Annotated in this window: 17 protein-coding genes; 6 read left to right on the plus strand and 11 right to left on the minus strand. The window is 63.7% G+C overall.

Annotated elements, in window-relative coordinates; genetic code table 11:
- The first annotated feature begins 298 nt into the window (after window positions 1-298).
- Complete coding sequence (locus E4662_RS01190) at window positions 299-1,249, plus strand: GlxA family transcriptional regulator (RefSeq protein WP_136439421.1); 951 nt, start codon at window positions 299-301, stop codon at window positions 1,247-1,249.
- A 397-nt stretch (window positions 1,250-1,646) separates the two neighbouring features.
- Here the strand turns inward: E4662_RS01190 and E4662_RS01195 are convergent, their stop codons facing one another.
- From E4662_RS01195 to E4662_RS01220, 6 genes are all read right to left on the minus strand, one after another.
- Window positions 1,647-1,991, minus strand: a complete 345-nt coding sequence (locus E4662_RS01195) for a YbaB/EbfC family nucleoid-associated protein (protein WP_136439422.1) — start codon at window positions 1,989-1,991, stop codon at window positions 1,647-1,649.
- 148 nt (window positions 1,992-2,139) lie between these two features.
- The gene (locus E4662_RS01200) at window positions 2,140-3,894 is read right to left on the minus strand and encodes a DNA polymerase III subunit gamma/tau (RefSeq protein WP_136439423.1); all 1,755 of its coding nucleotides are present in this window, start codon (window positions 3,892-3,894) and stop codon (window positions 2,140-2,142) included.
- Between the two features lie 255 nt (window positions 3,895-4,149).
- Window positions 4,150-4,746, minus strand: coding sequence for a recombination mediator RecR (recR, locus tag E4662_RS01205; RefSeq protein WP_136439424.1), 597 nt, complete (start codon window positions 4,744-4,746; stop codon window positions 4,150-4,152).
- A gap of 73 nt (window positions 4,747-4,819) precedes the next feature.
- On the minus strand, window positions 4,820-5,329 hold the full coding sequence (locus tag E4662_RS01210) for a protein-tyrosine phosphatase family protein (RefSeq protein ID WP_136440200.1): 510 nt from the start codon (window positions 5,327-5,329) through the stop codon (window positions 4,820-4,822).
- 215 nt (window positions 5,330-5,544) lie between these two features.
- Entirely contained in the window at window positions 5,545-7,071 is a 1,527-nt protein-coding gene (locus tag E4662_RS01215; protein WP_136439425.1) for an ankyrin repeat domain-containing protein, read from the minus strand.
- A gap of 459 nt (window positions 7,072-7,530) precedes the next feature.
- A complete protein-coding gene (locus E4662_RS01220; RefSeq protein WP_136439426.1) occupies window positions 7,531-8,556 on the minus strand; it encodes a hypothetical protein in 1,026 nt (341 codons plus the stop codon).
- A 221-nt stretch (window positions 8,557-8,777) separates the two neighbouring features.
- On the opposite strand from E4662_RS01220, the gene dld reads away from it, so the two are divergent.
- Window positions 8,778-10,457, plus strand: coding sequence for a D-lactate dehydrogenase (gene dld / locus E4662_RS01225; protein WP_136439427.1), 1,680 nt, complete (start codon window positions 8,778-8,780; stop codon window positions 10,455-10,457).
- 55 nt (window positions 10,458-10,512) lie between these two features.
- Window positions 10,513-10,929, plus strand: coding sequence for a hypothetical protein (locus E4662_RS01230; RefSeq protein ID WP_136439428.1), 417 nt, complete (start codon window positions 10,513-10,515; stop codon window positions 10,927-10,929).
- A 1-nt stretch (window position 10,930) separates the two neighbouring features.
- Here the strand turns inward: E4662_RS01230 and E4662_RS01235 are convergent, their stop codons facing one another.
- Both E4662_RS01235 and E4662_RS01240 read right to left on the minus strand, forming a co-directional pair.
- Window positions 10,931-11,413: a hypothetical protein gene (locus tag E4662_RS01235; protein ID WP_136439429.1), complete on the minus strand. Its 483-nt coding sequence runs from the start codon at window positions 11,411-11,413 to the stop codon at window positions 10,931-10,933.
- A 94-nt stretch (window positions 11,414-11,507) separates the two neighbouring features.
- Window positions 11,508-12,269 (minus strand): DUF1013 domain-containing protein, encoded by a 762-nt coding sequence (locus tag E4662_RS01240; RefSeq protein WP_136439430.1) that lies wholly within the window; start codon window positions 12,267-12,269, stop codon window positions 11,508-11,510.
- A gap of 158 nt (window positions 12,270-12,427) precedes the next feature.
- Here E4662_RS01240 and E4662_RS01245 point away from each other — a divergent pair, with 158 nt between their 5' ends.
- Window positions 12,428-13,063 carry a ribonuclease T2 family protein gene (locus tag E4662_RS01245; protein WP_136439431.1) on the plus strand — a complete coding sequence of 212 codons (636 nt, stop codon included), beginning with the start codon at window positions 12,428-12,430 and terminating at the stop codon, window positions 13,061-13,063.
- Between the two features lie 322 nt (window positions 13,064-13,385).
- Here E4662_RS01245 and E4662_RS01250 read toward each other — a convergent pair whose 3' ends face one another.
- Window positions 13,386-14,033, minus strand: coding sequence for a sulfotransferase family 2 domain-containing protein (locus E4662_RS01250; RefSeq protein ID WP_136439432.1), 648 nt, complete (start codon window positions 14,031-14,033; stop codon window positions 13,386-13,388).
- An 81-nt stretch (window positions 14,034-14,114) separates the two neighbouring features.
- Here E4662_RS01250 and E4662_RS01255 point away from each other — a divergent pair, with 81 nt between their 5' ends.
- Window positions 14,115-15,740 carry an AMP-binding protein gene (locus tag E4662_RS01255; protein ID WP_136439433.1) on the plus strand — a complete coding sequence of 542 codons (1,626 nt, stop codon included), beginning with the start codon at window positions 14,115-14,117 and terminating at the stop codon, window positions 15,738-15,740.
- Window positions 15,741-15,897: 157 nt separating this feature from the next.
- On the opposite strand, the gene E4662_RS01260 is transcribed toward E4662_RS01255, so the two are convergent.
- Window positions 15,898-16,578 carry a hypothetical protein gene (locus E4662_RS01260; protein WP_136439434.1) on the minus strand — a complete coding sequence of 227 codons (681 nt, stop codon included), beginning with the start codon at window positions 16,576-16,578 and terminating at the stop codon, window positions 15,898-15,900.
- An 86-nt stretch (window positions 16,579-16,664) separates the two neighbouring features.
- Entirely contained in the window at window positions 16,665-17,699 is a 1,035-nt protein-coding gene (locus E4662_RS01265) for a LacI family DNA-binding transcriptional regulator (RefSeq protein ID WP_136439435.1), read from the minus strand.
- A 202-nt stretch (window positions 17,700-17,901) separates the two neighbouring features.
- Here E4662_RS01265 and E4662_RS01270 point away from each other — a divergent pair, with 202 nt between their 5' ends.
- Window positions 17,902-19,152, plus strand: a complete 1,251-nt coding sequence (locus tag E4662_RS01270; RefSeq protein WP_240705082.1) for an ABC transporter substrate-binding protein — start codon at window positions 17,902-17,904, stop codon at window positions 19,150-19,152.
- The last annotated feature ends 4 nt before the right edge of the window (window positions 19,153-19,156 follow it).

Here is a 19,156-nt window from a genome sequence, read left to right on the forward strand (position 1 = left end):
TTGCGATGCGCAGCAAGGAAGAATGCGCGTTATCAGGCGTTTGGGTTTCGCAGGCAAGGCTGGTTGCCTTGTCAAGGAAGCCAAGCGGCTGAGAGCGTGCATTTCTCCTTGTCCTTCGGATTTGACGGGTTTTGCCCCAGCCTGCGTTATAGAGCCTTGAAATAGATGACTATTCCTGCGGCTCCATGCCTAGTCTGGAACAAAACCCGTCAAACTGCGCGTCGTAAATAAATGGGTCCTGACCCTTAAAGTCGTAGAGCGGTTGACGCGGGCTATAATGCGGAATTAGACATTTTTCATGCAAGAATGGACAACATCCCAGACCGAAACGCAGGAGGTTGTCATCCTGTTGTTCGAACGCTTCTCCAACCACTGCCTGGCCAATGCGGTGGAGCCCCTGCGCGCGGCCAATGAGATCCTGCGGCGCGAGGCATTTCGTTGGCGTTTCGTGACGCTCGACGGCGCGGAAGTGTCCTCCTCCAGCGGCCTGCCTGTCCTGCCCCATGGCCGCCTGCGTGACGAGCCGGGCGGCGCGTTTCTCTTTGTCATGACCAGCTATGATGTCACCCGCCTTGCCACCCCCGGCAGCGCCCGCGCTCTGACCGCCGCCGCGCGCCGCTTCGAAACCGTGGTGGGCTTTGACACCGGCGCGTGGCTTTTGGCCCATGCCGGGCTTCTGGACGGGCGCAAGGCGACCATTCACTGGAACGAGCTGACCGGATTTTCCGAGGCTTTCCCGGAAGTTGAGGTCTTGCCCGAACGCTACGTGGTGGATGGCGACCGGATGACCTGCGGCGGGGCGATGACCGCCTTTGACTTTGCGCTGGAGCTGATCCGGCGCGCGCATGGCACGGCGCTGCGGCTGGAGGTTTCGGCCTTCTTCTTGCACCAGAGCACGGAGGCACCGCAGGGCCGCCTTTTCCCGCGCGCCGCCTCGCCGCTTGTCGAACGCGCGCTGGCGCTCATGTCCGGGGCCTTGGAAGACCCTTTGCCAATCGACGGGATCGCCGCGCGCGCTGGGACCACGCAGCGGACTCTCGCGCGGGCGTTTCAGGCCGAACTTGGCGCCGCGCCGCGCGTCGTCTACAAGCGCCTGCGGCTTGCGGCGGCGCGGCGTTATGCGCAGCAATCTTCCTACTCGATTGCCGAGATCGCCCTGCGCTGCGGCTATGGCAATGCGGCGGCGATGACGCGGGCCTTCGTGGCCGAATACGGCGCACCGCCCAGCGCCTTTCGCGGGGAGGGCTGACCGCTCAGAGCACCGCGCGCTGCGTCAAGGTTTGCTTAACCCTGCCCGCCGATCCTTGACATCGGTTAACCATGAAAAGACAGGATCACCCTCCCGAAGCCTTCGGGATCGCGATTCCATCGGCGCGCGGGCCATCCCCCGCACACGGAGGCAGGGTCTGGCACCCCTGTTCCTGATCCGCACCTGGCGGCCGCCATCTTTCAAAAAAGCCTACAACAAGAAGAGCAGCGCTCCCCGCCCGGCCACCTCAGGCCGACGGCGGGCAGCACCGGTTGCGCGTGGCTTTCGTTTTGTCGCGCAAATTCATCCGAAAACCGGTGCCCACTTTTCGGATAGCGCTTTGGTTTCGTCGCGCAATTTGACCCGAAAACCGGTTCCCACTTTTCGGATTGCGGTCTTAGAACGGCAGTTTCATATCCGCCGGCAGACCCAGCTCTTCGGTGATCTTGCCCATCTCGCGCTGTGCGCGCTCGCTCGCCTTGGCCTGCGCATCCTTGATCGCGGCGAGGATCAGGTCTTCGACGACCTCTTTCTCATTGGGATCAAAAATCGTCGGATCAATGTCCAGCGCTTTCAGCTCGCCCTTGGCGGTGGCCGTGGCCTTGACCAGACCCGCGCCGCTCTCGCCGATCACGGTCATGGTGTTCAGGTCGTCCTGAAGCTGCTGAACCTTCGCCTGCATCTCCTGTGCCTGCTTCATCATCTTGGCCATATCGCCAAGCTGTCCCAGTCCCTTGAGCATACCGCTGTCCTTCCAATGTCAGATCCGTTGCGCCCCAGATAGGCTGCGCGCGCCCCGCCCGCAAGTCTTGCCCTGCCCTCAGCCCCCCGCGCCAAATCTCTTGCAAGAGATTTGCAAGATCCATCGATGGATCTTGCCGCGCCCGGCCTCAGTCTTCTTCAAACGGATCCCATTCATCCTCAACCTCGGGCAGCGCGTCTTCCAGCGCCTGACTGGCCACCTCCTGCGCGCTTTTGACGGCGGTGATCTCCGCCTTCGGGAAAGCCGCCAGCGCCGCTTGCACCAACGGATGCTCCGCCGCCTCCGCATGCAAAGCCCGCTTCGCCGCATCGCGCTTTTCCTGAATCGTCTCCGCCTCGCAGCCATTCACCAAGGTCACCGCCCAGCGGTTGCCGGTAAAGCGCTGCAAAGCCGTGCCGAGTGATTGGGCGAGGTTGGCGGACGCGTTCTCTGCCGGGGTAAACTCGATCCGGCCCGGCTGATAGGCCGCCAGTCGCACGCCGCTTTCCACGTCGACCAGCAGCTTCACATCGCGGTTGGAGCGGATCAGTTCGATCACGTGCTCCCACGTCGGATAATGCGCCAGCGCGTTCTGCGGCGCGACCGCAGGGGCCAAAGAGGCCGACGGCCCCGATGGCCCGCGATGGGTCGGCGCGGGCAGGCCCTGCGCCTCTGTCACGCTGCCACCCTGATGCGACAGCCCGCCCCCGGACGGCCCCGGCCCCGGCGGGGGCGGCGTGTCCTGCAGTTTGCGGATCAGCTCTTCGGGCGAGGGCAGCTCGGCCACATGGGTCAGCCGGATCAGAGCCATTTCGGCGGCCATCATGGCGTTGGGCGCGTTCGAGACCTCCTCGATCGCCTTCAAAAGCATCTGCCAGGCGCGGCTCAGGGGCCGCATCCCCAGACCATCGGCAAAAGCCAGCCCGCGCGCGCGCTCATCGGGGGAGATCGTCGGGTCTTCGGCCGCATCCGGGGTGATCTTCACCACGCTCACCCAATGGGTCAGCTCCGCCAGATCGCGCAGAACCGCAAGCGGATCCGCCCCGTCCGAATACTGCGCCGACAGCTCCGTCAAAGCCCCCGCCGCATCGCCGCGCATGATGCGTTCAAAGAGGTCCATCGTCCGGCCCCGGTCCGCAAGGCCCAGCATCGCCCGCACCTGATCGGCGGTCGTCTCGCCCGCGCCGTGGGAAATCGCCTGATCCAGAAGCGAGGTTGCATCCCGCGCCGAGCCTTCCGCCGCGCGGGTGATCAGCGCCAGCGCATCATCGGTGATTTCCGCGCTCTCGCTTCCCGCAATCTTGCGCAAAAGACCAATCATGTCCTCGGGCTCGATCCGGCGCAGGTCAAACCGCTGACAGCGCGACAGAACCGTCACCGGCACTTTGCGAATCTCGGTTGTGGCAAAGATGAATTTCACATGCGCGGGCGGTTCTTCCAGCGTTTTCAACAGCGCGTTGAAGGCGGAGGTGCTGAGCATGTGCACCTCGTCGATGATGTAGATCTTGTAGCGCGCCGAGGCCGCCCGGTAATGCACGCTGTCGATAATCTCACGGATGTCGTTCACGCCGGTGCGGGATGCGGCGTCCATTTCCATGACATCCACATGCCGCCCTTCCATGATGGCGGTGCAATGCTCGCATTTGCCGCATGGATCGGTGGTCGGCCCGCCCTGCCCGTCTTCACCAATGCAGTTCATGCCTTTGGCGATGATCCGCGCTGTGGTGGTTTTACCCGTGCCCCGAATACCGGTCATGACAAAGGCTTGCGCGATGCGGTCGGCCTTGAAGGCGTTGCGCAGGGTGCGGACCATGGCGTCCTGCCCGACGAGATCGGCAAAGGTCTCGGGGCGGTACTTGCGGGCAAGCACCTGGTATTCGGCGGGGGCGTCGGTCTCGGTCATGGGCGTCCTGTCTCGGGAGTCAGGCCTAAGGTATGCTCAGAGCGCGGCGGCGTCCATGGGGGAGTGACGGCGAGGCGGCGTTGACCTGGCGGGGCGGTTTGCCCCCCTCAGGCGCGGAACAAAGGCCGCAGGCCGCCGCTCCTATCGACGGGCCGTCCGCACGGCACGTCGATAGGAGCGGCTTGTGCTCTAACCCTGAGGTCCCGGATCAAGTCCGGGACGGGCGCGCGCTCCATGCCCCCGAAAAACAACCGCTCAAAACGTCTTCCGCGCGTTCAGTGCCGCCGAGATTGTCCCGTCGTCGAGATAATCCAGTTCCCCGCCAATAGGCACGCCCTGCGCCAATGTCGTGACGGTGACCTGCCCGGGCAATTGATCGGCGATGTAATGGGCGGTGGTCTGGCCGTCGATGGTGGCGTTCAGGGCGAGGATCACCTCGGTGATCTCTTCGGTTTCCAGCCGGTTGATCAGCCCAGGAATGCGCAGGTCCTCCGGCCCGACCCCTTCAAGCGCAGACAACGTCCCGCCCAGCACGTGATACCGCCCTTTGAACACGCCCGCGCGTTCCATGGCCCAAAGGTCCGAGACCTCCTCGACCACGCACAAGATACCGTTGGCGCGGCGCGTGTCCTCGCAGATCTCGCAGATGTCGGAGGTGCCGACGTTGCCGCAGTTCAGGCACTCGCGGGCGCTTTCGGAGACGGCCATCATCGCCTCGGCCAGAGGGCGGAGCACCTGCGCGCGCTTGCGGATCAGGTAGAGCACCACCCGCCGCGCCGAGCGCGGGCCAAGGCCCGGCAGGCGGGCCATAAGCGCGATCAGGGCCTCGATGGGATCGTTGCGACGGGTCATGCGGGACTGCCGGATGTTTGCGAAATGTTCGCGTCAGAATAGGCGGTCGCGCGGGGAAGGCAAGGTCCGGCGCTTACTCGTTGTGGCGCACGAATACCGCCGGTTGCCGCTGTGCTTTCAAAGCCCAGGACATCTGTTCGTCGGTCTCGATGGCGCAGGGGCGGACATTGCGCAGACGCTCCAGCGCCTCGTCCGGGGCTTCGCCGGCTTCGATCATCAGCCGCAGCGCCACCATGCCGGATCGCCCGCACCCGCCCCGGCAATGCACCAGCACCCGCCCGCCGCCCATCAGCGCGCGCCGCGCGCGTTCGGACACCTCGGGCCAGTCGTTGTCGAAGTTGCTGTTGGGCACGTCAAAATCGCGCACCGGCAGATGCACCCACCGTGTGCCGTGATCAACAATATCCGGCCCGAGCTTCTGCGCGCCCGCCTCGAACAGCTCGACATTGGTCACAAGCGTGATGACAAAGGCCGGGGTCCAGCTGGCGATATGCGCCAGATCCCCTTCGTAGTCGCCCCCGGCCCCGGGCAGAGGCGAGAGCGCAAGGATGCCTCCACCAACCGGCAGGGCGTGGATCACGATGGTCTCAGAGATGGCGCGCTCCAAGGCCGGAGGCGCGCGTTGCGTCTCTTCCCAACTTCTGGATCACCGTTTCTTTCATACCGTCCTGACCTGCACTGACCCGCAGGAGATGATACACAAAGTCGCGCGCCTGCCCATAGGGGTAATGCAGCCTATACAAAAGAAAGTTCGCGCGTGCGAAAAGGGGGGGCAGGCCCGGCCTGCCCCGCCCGGGGTCAGACAACCTGACCGGGATGCGCCTCGGCCCAGCCCGAAAGGAACTCTGACACGTCAGAGCGCCCGGCACCCCGGATCTGCGCGCGCGGCAGGGCCACACCTTCCTCCAGCGCCAGCCTCAGGCAGGCGATGTAATCGCCGCTCTCCCGGCCCGGATTGTTCTCCGAGCCGTGCACGATGGTGCCAAGCAACGTACCGCCATAGCCGTTGACGAAAGACATGTCCGGCCGCAAGCCAAGCAGCCAGACCAGCGCCTCCGGATCGCCGATCCACCCGGCCACATGGGTTGGGGTGATCTGCTCATGCGCATCGGGCCGGTCATAGGGCAGCCCGCGCGCCACCAGCGCTTTCATATGTGGCAGCCGTCCGGGCAGATGCAGCATATCGTTCAGCAAATACTGGAAGGCGGCGGGCAGTCTGGCCTCATCGATGAACGGCCCGTCCCGCCCCTCTACCGCGGCAACCAAGGGCGCGGCCTCCGGGCTGACCCGCGTATCCGCACCCGCTTCGCGCAGCGCCTGCGCCACCGCCGCATTGCCCATGACCACGGCCATTTCATAGGCCGACACGCCGTTCCAGCGCGCCGATGGCTCCGCCCCGGCTTTGATCACCAGCCGCGCCATCGCCGCATCACAGCTCCGGCGCGCGACCTGGTGCATCGCGGGGATCACCGTGGGCAATTCGCCCCCGACCGGTCCGGCGTTGTAGTCATCAACCTTCGCACCATACCGTAGCAACAACTCAACCGCCGCGTGATCGTTGAAGTCCATCGCGCGAAACAGCGCATTGGTGCCCGCCGGGTCCGCCCCGGCCTCAAGCAGCAAGGTCAGCCCGTCCAGATGGCCCAGCTCCGTCGCGTGGTAGAGCGATTCGTTGTCATTGGGGTTCGCCCCATGATCGAGCAGCCAGCGCCCCAGCACCATGTTGTTCGCATGACCAATCGCCCCGTAAAGCGCCGACAACAGATGATCGGAGCCGGGTTCAAACGGGTAGCCATCGTTCACATCAGCCCCATGATCGACAAGCATCCGGGCGATGGCGAGCATGTCTGCCTCCAGCTCCGGGCGGGCGTGGATCCATTTGGAAAATGCCAGGTGCAGGATCGGGCGGCGCGGGCCGATCTGCGTGGTGGCCAGCGCAGGGTCTTTGGCCAGCGCGGCCTCAACGGCCTCGCGTCGGTAGAGCGCGCATTCAAGGCCAAACAGCCCGTCGGCAAGATCGGGGAAGCGGTCCAGCAACGCGTCAACCTGTGGCGTCTGGCCGTGGTAGAGCGCGATCTTGAGCCGCTGCTGCGCAGTGGCGCGGTCAAGGCCGAGCGTTTCAGCCGCGCTCTTCAGCCTTGGCCAGCTGGCAAAGCCCTGCTCGCGGGCGATGATATGCAAAAAGTCGGCGCGCGTGAGCGCCTCGGCGGGTTTGCCGGGCGGGTATTGCTTGAGTTGTTCCACGGCCCATGTGTCACGGGCGATAAAGGCGCGATGCAAACGTTTGGCCGCAAAACGCAGGTCATCAAGGGAGAGATCAGACATGATCCGGGTTCCTCTGTCTCAGTGGCCCGCGATCCGCCGGTTCGGGCAAGAGAAAACCGAATATGGTCGGTCGTCAGTCTGAGGCAGGTGCGCGCGCTTTCCGCGGATCAGGTGGCCCCCTGCGAGCGGGCCTTGGGGCAAGCGTAGCGGATTGGGCAGCGCGTGGCTAGGGGGCGGTTTCTGGGCTGAAGGGGACGTTGAGCCGACCTCGTCCCGGACTTGATCCGGGACCTCAGGGTTAGAGCTCATGCCGCGCCTATCGACGGGCCGTGGCATGGCGATGTAACCGTTGATCCCCTCGATTTATCCCGGCCACTGGTGCGCTAGGCCGGTGTAGGTCGATACGACAACCCAATCGCCGTGCCGTGCGGACGGCCCGTCGATAGGCGCGGCGGCCTGCGGCCTTGATTCCGAGCCTGTGGTGAGATGAACGGCCGTTTCAAGCCAGAAATCCGCGCCTCAGGCCCCGCAGACCCCTTGCAGCCGCACCCAGTCGGAATCGCTGAGAACCGCGCGGCTGGCCTGGCCTGCGCGCGGGTCGGCTTCGATCAGGGGCAAGGTGCTCTCGCCGGTGATGTCGCGGGCGTAGGCATAAGGCGTGCTGCGCACCTCGGCGCGGGTAAAGGCCACCAGCAGCGCCTCAAGGGCAGGCTCGCTCTGCGCCCGTGTCAGCAGCACTTCGGCGTAGCTGGACAGCACTTCGTCCGGCAGGGCCCCGGTGGTGATCAACCGCAGGCTCGCCATCAGCCCGGCATGGTCGAGCAGATCCGCCAGAGGATCGCTCGCCGCACCGCGCACGGTTTCCGCGAGGATATAGCCCGCCGCCACATCCGGGTCCTCGTGGTCTTCGATCACCGCGCGCCCCAGCAGGATCAACCCGCCCGGCAGATGCGCGCTTTCAGCGACGCCCTGCGGCACCACCACCACCGCCCCTTCGCGGCCCGGCCCAAGAAGGCGCACCGCCAACCGGTCCAGCGGACGCAGCGCATCGGACGCCCGGCACGGCGCGCCGGTGACGCGGGTCATATGGGTCAAGAGCGTGTTGCCGATTTCCGCCCGTTTCACCGGGGGCACCACCGTGACCGCGTAGCGCTCCAAGGCGTCGGGCAGCCAGAACACCGCCCCCGCCGCCAGTGCGGCGGCAAAGCCGAGCCCCAGCACAAGCCGCAGCTTGCCCGGGCGGGGCCTGCGTTTCTCGATGGCCTTCAGCAGACGGTCAACGCCGGTGATCATTTCCGTCTCGGAGGCCGGCAGCTCCAGCGTCTCGCCCGGATCCCCATCGGGATGGTAGATGGCCGGGACCGCCGTGCCATTGGACCGGTTCACCGCCGCCAGCGACCAATGATCGAGGATCTCGCCGGAGATGGTCGAAATCGTCAGCGTGGCATCGCCCAAAGAGACAATCACCTCGCGCCGCTGATCCTCCGGCGTGGCGCGCCAGAGGCCGGTGGCTTCAAGCCGGTCAAATTCCTTCAGTGCGGTCATGGGTGGGCTGCTCTGCCTCTCAATTGCGCTGATCCTACGGGTTTTGCCCCAAGCGGGAAACCAAAAAGCGCATTTGCCGCAGGCTGAACGCAGAGGTTCCCTCCACATCGGGTTGAACCCAGATGCGGGGATGTGGTAAACAATTCTTACCAAAACATCCATTTTGCGTCGCAGCCCCCTACCCGCCGCGGCTCAGCCATGCCTCCAGACCGGGGACTCTTATGACCAACCAAGACCTGATCGCCCGCTTCACCGACATCTGTGGCAGCAAACATGTGCTGACCAATCCCAAGGCCATGGAGCGCTATTGCAAGGGCTTTCGCTCCGGCCAGGGCGCGGCCATCGCTGTGGTGCGGCCCGGCACGCTGCTGGAGCAATGGCAGGTGCTTCAGGCCTGCGTCGCGGCGGACAAGATCGTGATCATGCAGGCCGCCAACACCGGGCTGACCGAAGGCTCGACGCCAAAGGGCAGCTATGACCGGGACGTGGTGGTGATGTCGACCAAACGCATGGACGAGATCAAGCTGCTGGACGGTGGCAAGCAGGTGCTGAGCTTCCCCGGCGCCACCCTGTTCCGGCTCGAACAGATGCTCGATCCGCTGGGCCGCCAGCCGCATTCGGTGATCGGGTCAAGCTGCATCGGCGCATCCATCGTCGGCGGGGTCTGCAACAACTCCGGCGGCGCGCTGATCGAACGCGGACCGAGCTATACGGAGCTGTCGCTCTTTGCGCAGGTCACGGATCAGGGGCTGGAGCTGGTCAACCACCTCGGGATCGACCTCGGGGATACGCCCGAAGAGATCCTGATGCGGCTTGAGAAAGGCGATTTCGACACCACCGGGCAAACCACCAACCTCAAGGCCTCCGACACCGGATATGTGGAGCGCGTGCGCGACGTGGACGCCGCCAGCCCGGCCCGCTTCAACGCTGACAAGCGGCGGCTCTACGAGGCGGCGGGCTGCGCGGGCAAGCTGGCGGTCTTTGCGGTGCGGCTCGACACCTACCCGAAAAACGACCGCGAACAGGTGTTTTATATCGGCACCAATGACACGAAGGTTCTGGGCAAACTGCGGCGCGACGTCCTCTCGGGGTTCGAAAACCTGCCGGTGAGCGGCGAGTATATGCACGCGGATTGCTTTGATATTTCAGAGCGGTACGGCAAGGACACGTTGGTGATGATCGACAAGCTCGGCACCGACCGCCTGCCGCTGTTCTTCGCGATCAAGGGCGCGGTGGATGCGCGGCTGAACAAACTGCCGCTGCTGCCGAAAAACCTGACCGATCACGTCATGCAAACCCTGTCGCGCGTCTGGCCCAAGGTGCTGCCGGATCGTGTCATGGCGTTCCGGCAACGCTATGAACACCACCTGATCCTGAAGATGAAAGACGGCGGCATCGAAGAGGCGGAGCGCTATCTCAAGGCGCATTTCGCGGAGCACGAAGGGGATTTCTTTGCCTGCACCCCGCGCGAGGGCAAGCTGGCCGGGCTGCACCGTTTCGCGGCGGCAGGCGCGGCGATCCGCTTTCACAACACGCATCTTGGCCAGTCCGAAGATGTGCTGGCGCTCGACATCGCCTTGCGGCGCAATGACGAAGACTGGTTCGAAGTGCTGCCCGAGGAGATCGACGCACAGATCACCCACAAGCTCTACTACGGGCATTTCTTCTGCCACGTGCTGCATCAGGATTACATCGTGAAGAAGGGCGTGGACGCGAAGGCGTTGAAGGCGCAAATGCTGGAAATCCTCGACCAGCGCGGCGCGGAATACCCGGCGGAGCACAACGTCGGGCACCTGTACAAAGCCAAACCGGATCTCGCCGCCTTCTACCAGAGCATCGACCCGACGAACTCGCTCAACCCCGGCCTTGGCAAGATGAGCCGCAACAAGCATTATCAGTGAGGGGGGCAAGAAATCGCCAGCCCCTCGGCGCGCAGTTGTAGGGTGAAGTCGTTGAATGGCTACAGTTGATGGCAGCACGTTTCGCGCCCTGCCCGGCGCAAGATCGGTTATTCAATGGTTTGGCCGCGTCCCAAGGTTTCACGATGCCGAACTCTTCGCACATGATGTGTCACCGGATGCTCCGGGGTTTCTGAAGCTTCACAGCTGGACAATGACAGACCGTGTGGACACAAGCGGGGTCTTTGTCTGCGAAAACCACGCGGTGGTTACCTTCACGTTTGACCGCATCACTGCCCTGTCGCTCGAAGACACGGACACGGATGGCATTGTCGGCTCATTGCAGGTCATCGCCTTGCCCGGCGGCTCCGGCCGCCGCGTTGTCTGGGACAACAGCTGGGGCGTGTGGGGATGGGTGGAAGGGCGGGGCCTTTCGCTGGAGCTGACGCCGGGAGAGCCGTCGATCAATGCGTGACTTAATACCCGCCCGTCCAAACAACCTGCCTTCCATCCAAACCGTACGTCATCAACGCCCGCACTGGATCGTAACGGAACCAGACATGGTGGCGGCCATTCTCTTCCGTAAGAACGACCGGTTTGCCAAGCGCTTCCCCAATGTCTGCCATAAAGGCCAAAACCTGTGACGCCTGGGCCGGGGTTGAGACGTCATCCGGCGCAACATCCAGCTCGATTTCCCCGACCGTGAAGGCATGGCAGTTCACAGCAATGCCGTTCAGGTCAATCCGGAACAGATGCTGCGCATCTCCTCGAAACAGATCGGTGCAGTCTTTCGGGAACGGCCTCTTCTCACCTTTCCGAAAATACCCCGCACCCTGCGCCCGCAAGGCCTCGACCAACCGTGCCCAGTCCGCCTCTGTCGCCTCAAAGACATAGTTGTCACGAAGACTCCCGTCGATGTGAAAGGCCTGCATCATGTCCGGCTCGACGCCCCACGCCATTCCATGTCTCCTTTTGCCCGGACCCTCATCCCCGCCCCACGAAAAAGCCCCGGCCAATGCGACCGGGGCTTCTGTTTGTCGCGAAGGACGCGGCTTACTTGTCGTCTTCGTCGTCCTCTTCATCCCCACCCGAGGGCAAGTTGAAGAAGCTGTCGGCGTCTGCAAAATCGCTGTCGCTGCGGGTGTCTTCGTCGTCGTCCTCGCCGCGCGGATCGGAGAGGCTGAAGCTTTCCAGACCTTCGATGGCGGACGGCAGGCGCGGCTCGGCGTCCATCTCGAGGCTTTGCTCGGTGGAGACCAGCTTGCGGCGCTCGTCATCGGTCATGACCGCATCCTTGTTCTTCGCTGCCTTGGCCACGGCGGCATCCAGCTCGGACTGCTTGCACAGGCCAAGCGCAACCGGGTCAATCGGCTGCATGTTCTGGATGTTCCAGTGGGTGCGCTCGCGGATCGACTGGATCGTCGGCTTGGTGGTGCCGACCAGCTTGGCAATCTGGCTGTCGGCCAGCTCCGGGTGGAACTTGACCAGCCAGAGGATCGCGTTCGGGCGGTCCTGACGCTTGGAGAGCGGCGTGTAACGCGGACCGCGGCGCTTCTCTTCGTCTTGCGCGGCGGCGTTGTACTTGAGCTTCATCTTGTAGAGCGGGTTCTTCTCGGCCTGGTCGATCTCGTCCTGAACCAGCTGGTTGTTGGCGATGGGGTCAAAGCCCTTGACGCCCGCCGCAACGTCGCCATCGGCGATGCCCTGAATTTCCAGCTCGTGGAACCCGGTGAAGTCCGCGATCTGCTTGAAGCTGAGCGTGGTGTTGTCGACCAGCCAGACGGCGGTCGCCTTGGGGTGCAGAAGTTTGGCCATGCGTGCCTCCGTGCAAACGCTTGTGAAACGGCAATATTTCGCTCCTCGCCTCAATCCGGTGTGCCGGATCAGGGCGGCCCCGCTTTTCCGGGACGAGTTGCCGTTGTAGGGAAACCTGAAGGCTCTATAGTCCCATTGAGCCAAAGAAGGAAGAGAAAATGCGTGTGGTTCTGGTTTGGGCGTTGGCGCTCTGGGCGGGGATGGTTTCGGCCGAGGGCGAAAAGGCCGGGGAGTTTGATTATTACGTGCTGTCGCTGTCGTGGTCGCCCACATGGTGCGCTCTGGAAGGCGACGGGCGGGGTTCACCGCAATGCGACGCGGAGGCGGATTTCGGCTGGGTCATGCATGGGCTCTGGCCGCAGTACCACCGCGGCTGGCCGTCCTACTGCCGCACCGACGCGCGCCAGCCCTCGCGGGCCATGACAGCAGAGATGGCGGATATCATGGGCACGTCGGGGCTGGCTTGGTACCAGTGGAAGAAACACGGGGTGTGCTCGGGGCTCTCAGCGCCGGACTACTTCGCCCTTGCACGGCAGGCGTATGAGAGCATCACGCGGCCAGCGGTGTTCCGCAAACTCGACAAGGCGGTGACCCTGCCCGCGTCGCTGGTGGAGGAAGCCTTCCTGAAGGACAACCCCGGGCTGGAGCCGGACATGCTGACAATCACCTGCAAGGCAGGCCGCATCCAGGAGGCGCGCGTGTGTTTGTCCAAAGAGCTCGACCCCGTGCCTTGCGGGCGCGACGTGGTGAAAGACTGCTCCATGAAAGACGCCCTCTTCGCCCCAATTCCCTGACCGTTCTCAAAAGGAGCGCCTTTCAGCGCACATTGATCACTGGGGGCGTGGCCCCCAGACCCCACTTGGGGCTTCGCCCCGCCCTGCGGGCTCCCCAGGATATTTTTGGCACAAAGAAACACGGTGTTAACCTTAATCGGCCACCCTGCGGGCACGGTACAGGCGGGGACGCCGATGACCGTGCACGAAGAAGCCTTGGCTTCCGACCCGCCACCGAGCAATCGGGGCGGGTCTTTTTGATCGCCCTTGTTTCTTTGTGCCAGAAATATCCCCGCCGGAGGCATACCCGGCCACCCTCCGCAACAACGATAAAGAGCCGGGCTCATGTTTCGAAACTGTACCCGAAGCGTGTGATATCCTCGGCGCAGATATCCGCCACGTGATCCGCGAGCCCCTCATCATAGTAGTCCTGATACCTGCGGCGGTGCGAGCGGTTTTCGTGGGGAATATCAAGACGGAAGCCAAGGAGCGCCCAAAGTCTCTCTGCGTCCTCGGCAAGATGTTCGAGCCGCAGGCAGTAGGCCGGGTGCTCTGCCCCGGCCGCGTCGGTGAGGTAGCGGCGCACGGGCCAGCCGCGGATCGTCTGGACCGTGTGATCGTGGTGAAGGAAGTCTGCGAAGCCGAGCGTTTTGGCAAGCGTGACGGCCGCGTGGTCAAAGCCTTGCTGGCCGAGCCAGTGGTAGTAGCTCACCATCCGGTCCCAGGGATTGCGCACAAGGGTGACAATCTGCAGCCCGGCAATCTCTTGAGGGCTCAGGATCCCGTCGATATCTGCCAAACTCGCGTGTTTCCAGAGCCGTCCCGCCGGTGTCAGCCCTTTCAGCCGCCCACGGCGTTTCAAGGCTTTTGGCGTGTCGCCAATCAGGATGTCATCCTTGTGCGCGCGGCTCTCAAGGGCCAGCGCCAGCGAGGTGCCGCCGGTTTTGGGGATGTGCACGAAGATATAGCCGCGGCCGGGAGAAATGATCATGTTGTCTGTCTACCGCAAATCGGACTTTTCACCAGTTGAAACCCTCGTCATTATCCCCCGAAATCTGACGGGAGGGACGATATGGGTTGGATGCGCGATGAGACCGGTCTTGGCAAGCGGGCAGCGAATTATGTGCCGCTGACGCCGCTGTCCTTTCTGAAGCGTGCGGTTGGCATCTGGCCGGATCATCCGGCGGTGGTCTATGGCGCGCATCGCAAGAGTTATGCCGAGTATGCGGAGCGGGTGAGCCGTCTGGCTTCGGCTCTGTCCAAGCTCGGGGTGGCTTCGGGAGATGTGGTGGCAACGATCCTGCCGAACATCCCGGCGCAGGCCGAAGCGCATTTCGGAGTGCCCGCCTGCGGGGCAGTCCTGAACGCCATCAACACGCGGCTTGATCCCGATACGGTCGCCTACATTCTAGACCACGGCGAGGCCAAGGTTGTCCTGTGCGATCCGCAGTTCCTGCCCATGCTGGCCGAGGCGGTCGAGCGCATGGACGGCCCCGCCCCGCAGATCATCGAAGTGGCGGATGATCAGGCCGGGGTGCACGGGCATGGCCATTACACAGAGTACGAGGCGCTGCTGGCCTCAGGTGATCCGGATTTCGACTGGGTCATGCCGGAGGACGAGTGGGAAAGCATTGCGCTCAACTATACCTCCGGCACCACCGGGCGGCCCAAGGGTGTCGTCTACCATCACCGGGGGGCTTATCTGAACGCCATGGGGCAGGTGCTCAGCTGGCGCATGACGCTGCATCCGAAGTACCTGACCATCGTGCCGCTGTTCCATTGCAACGGCTGGTGCCACACTTGGATGATGCCCGCGCTTGGCGGCACGGTCATCTGCTGCCGAGACATCACCGCGCCTGCGATTTTTGACGCGATTGCCGATGAGGGCGTCACCCATTTTGGCGGTGCGCCAATTGTGCTGAATACGCTTGTGAATGCGCCGGAGGAGCAAAAGCGCGATTTCGATCACGTCGTAGAGGTCTTTACCGCGGGCGCGCCCCCGGCCCCGGCGACGCTGGCCAAGATCGAGCCGATGGGCTTCAACGTCACGCAGGTCTACGGGCTGACCGAGGTCTATGGCCCGGCGACGGAATGCACCTGGAAAGACGAGTGGGAGCCGCTGGAAGGCGCAGACCGCGCGGCGATCAAGGCACGGCAGGGCGTGGCGATGCCCTTCATGGAGGAGGTGGTTGTCACCAACGAGGCTTTGGCCCCGGTCACCCGCGACAGCGAAACCAAGGGTGAGATCATGTTCCGGGGCAACGGCGTGATGAAAGGCTACCTGAAGAATGAGGCCGCGACGGAAGAGGCCTTTGCGGGCGGCTATTTCCACTCCGGCGACATCGCCATCCAGCACCCGGACAGCTACGTGCAGATCGCGGATCGGGCCAAGGACATCATCATCTCGGGTGGCGAGAATATCTCATCAGTCGAGGTTGAAGGTTGCCTGATGAACCATGACGCGGTGCTGCTCTGCGCCGTGGTGGCCAAGCCCGATGAGAAATGGGGCGAGGTGCCCTGCGCTTTTGTCGAGCTGAAAGACGGGCATGAGGTGTCCGAGTCGGACCTGATCGCCTTTGCCCGCGAGAGGCTGGCCGGGTTCAAGACGCCCAAACAGGTGGTGTTTATGGAACTTCCCAAAACTTCGACAGGCAAAATTCAGAAGTTCGAACTAAGGAGCGTGGCCAAGGGGCTCTGACAAATTCTTTTTAGAGCGTTTCCAGTTATGATTGGATCACCAATGCTCTGTCACGCTTCGCATTCTCAAGCCATTGGTGATGCTTGTTGATTCTATGTAAACTGGAAACGCTGTAAAGAATTTGACCCGGAATTTTCTTAAATTCCGGCGCCCGGCCTCAAGGGCACGGCACAATTGGCGCAGTCCAGCTTTCGGTGACAAAGGCGAGGCTGGCCTCTCCGGCCATGTCCGTCTGTTTGAGCACCATGACCCGGTCAGAGGTCAGCGCCACCGGCACGCTTTCCGGCACGGCGCAGGCCAGATCGTAGAGCGTGGCATCCATGTTGCGCACGTTGACCGGGTTGCTCAGCCGACAAGTCGAGCCGCAGATCGCCAGCCGCCCACCCTTGAATGGGGAAAGCGCCCCGTCACAGCCTTCGATGGCGCGCTCGACGCAAAGACCATCGAGCGGCGAGGAACTCGTCAGCCAGTTCAGGCTGACCGCATTCATGTTGGAGGTCGGGAAGAAATCGCAGGGCAGCCCGTCCGGCAAGGTGTTGCAGGTGATGTTTTCGTGCTGCTCTTTCGGCAGGACCACGTCATTGACCAGAATGGAAATGGTGCTCGTGCCGCCCGAGACGTCCTCCTGCACGTGCATGCCGTTGGCATAGCCCGCCGAAGCCTGGTTCGCAGTGGAACACAGGTAGGTCTGGGTGGTCTCGGCGCAGGCGCTGTCGATGCAGATGCGCGCGCGCGGCGGCGTTGTGCTTTCGGTGAAATCGACACAGCCCGCAACGGCGGGGCTTGCGCCCGTGAGGGCGAGAGCGGCGAAGGCAATCCATGGGGTGTGCAAGGGCATGTCCTGACAGTCTTATTGCGCGCGGGCCTATGGGACCCGAATTTGACGCCAGAACGCCGGGAAGGTCAATTGCGGGTTGGTTAGGGTCATCCGGCGGGCGGGGCGGTGCTGGCGCGCGCGATCAACTCCACGCCGACCAGATCCACTGCGCCTGCCTCTCCGGGCTCGGCTTCCGGGGTTTGCAGGCGGCTCAGAAGCAGCTCCGCCGCACGCACGCCCAAAGTGCGCCGATCCTGCCGGATGGTGGTCAGCGCCGGGATGAAAAACTGCGACATTTCGATATCGTCAAACCCGATCACCGAGATGTCCTGCGGCACGCGGATGCCTGCCTCGGTCAGCGTGGCGATCAGGCCGAAGGCAACCATGTCGGAGGCGCAGAACACCGCCGAGGGGCGGTCCTGCATTGCGATGATCCGGCGCGCGGCGGCCTGCCCCGACTCCATCGAAAAATTGCCCCGCATGATCCAGTCGCTGCGTCCCGGCAGGCCGAGGCGGTCGCGTTCTTCCAGCATTCCGGTGCGCCGCGCGGCGGTGAGCACGTTGCCCTCCGGCCCGGTCACATGGGCGATGCGGCTATGGCCCAGCCCGTGCAGATGCCGCACCGCAAGCCGCGCGCCTTCGGCGTTGTCACTGCGCACGGACGGCAGCGGGCTATCCGCGACCCATTCACAGGCAAAGACCAGCCGCCCATCCGCGCCGCCCGCCGCAAAGGCAGACAGCTCTGCCGCGCTCAGGCTCCCATCGAGCGAAATGATCCCGTCGACGCGCGAATCGAGCACGTAATCGACCAAAGCCCCCTGCCCGTCCGACAGCCCTTCGGTGTCCTTGATCAGCACCGCGTAATCCGTGCCTTCGACGCGCGCGCTGATGCCCGCGAGGATCTGCGAAAAGAACGGGTTGCCAAGGTTTGGCACCAGAACCAGAAGCGCCCCGGCACGCTGTTTGCGCAGATTGCGCGCCGCCTGATTCACCCGGTATCCGGTCTCCCGAATCGCGTCCTGAACCGCCTTGCGAGCGCGTTCCGAGAGGATGTCAGGATTGGACAAAGCCCGGCTGACCGTCGCCGTGGAAACCCCGGCGGCGCGGGCAACATCCTGAATTCGGACCGTTTTCTGAGCCATCATTTCCCCCTGTTGGCGCCGCAGAATCACACTCTTGACAAGTGGGGCCCTGACGGATGATGATCATTGTAATCGTTTTCATTCGCCACAGTCCAGCGGTAAATGTAAACGATTACAAAGCCGCTTCAAGGGAAACGAGGAGCGGTTGCACAGGTGGCCTCACGGGTCATCACGCAACAAAAACGGCCGCAGGGAGGCGGCCATGGGAGGACGAACAATGAACATCCTGCGCACTGTTTTTGCAGGCACCACAGCGCTTTGCGCCGCCGGTGCCGTCTCTGCCGCCGATCTGGAGGTCACCCACTGGTGGACGTCCGGTGGCGAAGCCGCCGCCGTGGGCGAGCTGGCCAAGGCATTCAATGAAAAAACCGAACACAACTGGGTGGACGGCGCGATTGCGGGCTCCGGCAGCACCGCGCGCCCGATCATGATCAGCCGCATCACCGGCGGCGATCCGATGGCGGCCACGCAGTTCAACCATGGCCGTCAGGCCGAGGAGCTGGTCGAAGCGGGCCTGATGCGCGATCTGACCGAGATTGCCGAGGCGGGCAACTGGCGTGAGGTGATCAACCCGCCGTCGCTGCTTGATGCCTGCACCGTTGATGGCAAGGTCTATTGCGCGCCGCTCAACATCCATTCGTGGCAGTGGCTCTGGCTCAGCCACAAGGCCTATGAAGACGCAGGCGTGGCCGTGCCGACCAACTGGGACGAGTTTGCCGCCGCCGCACCGAAACTGCAGGCCGCGGGCATCGTGCCGCTGGCCATGGGTCAGCAGGGCTGGCAGCAGAGCGGCGCGTTCAACGTCATGATGATCTCGCTCCTGCCCAAGGACGTTTACCTGAGCGTTTACGGTGACAAGGACGCGGACAAGGCCGCCGGGCCCGAGGTCGCGCGCATCTTTGCCGCCGCCGCAGACGCGCGCGCCATGAGTGCCGATTCCAACGTGCAGGACTGGAACCAGGCTACCAACATGGTGATCACCGGCAAGGCGGGCGGTCAGATCATGGGGGACTGGGCGCAGGGCGAGTTCCAGGTCGCAAACATGACCGCGGGCGAGGACTACACCTGCCTGCCGGGCCTCGGCGTGAACAAGACGCTGCAGGCGGGCGGCGATGCCTTCTATTTCCCGGTGCTGAGCGATGGCGATCTGAACGCCGCGCAGGGCGAACTGGCGGCGCTGCTGCTGGAGCCGGAAACACAGGTGGCCTTCAACCTCAAGAAAGGCTCTCTGCCGGTGCGCGGCGACGTGGACCTCTCCACCGCCAATGACTGCATGCAAAAGGGTCTCGACATTCTGGCCACGGGCGATGCGATCCCGGATGTGAACCAGCTGGTTTCCTCCGACACGCGCACGCAGATCGAAGAACTGTTCACCGAGTTCTTTGCTGACGCCAGCATGACCCCGGAAGCCGCGCAGGCGCGGTTCGCCGATATTATCGCCGACGCTGACTGATCGA

This window comes from Pacificoceanicola onchidii (genome assembly GCF_004804335.1).
GTDB classification, from domain to species: Bacteria; Pseudomonadota; Alphaproteobacteria; order Rhodobacterales; family Rhodobacteraceae; genus Pacificoceanicola; species Pacificoceanicola onchidii.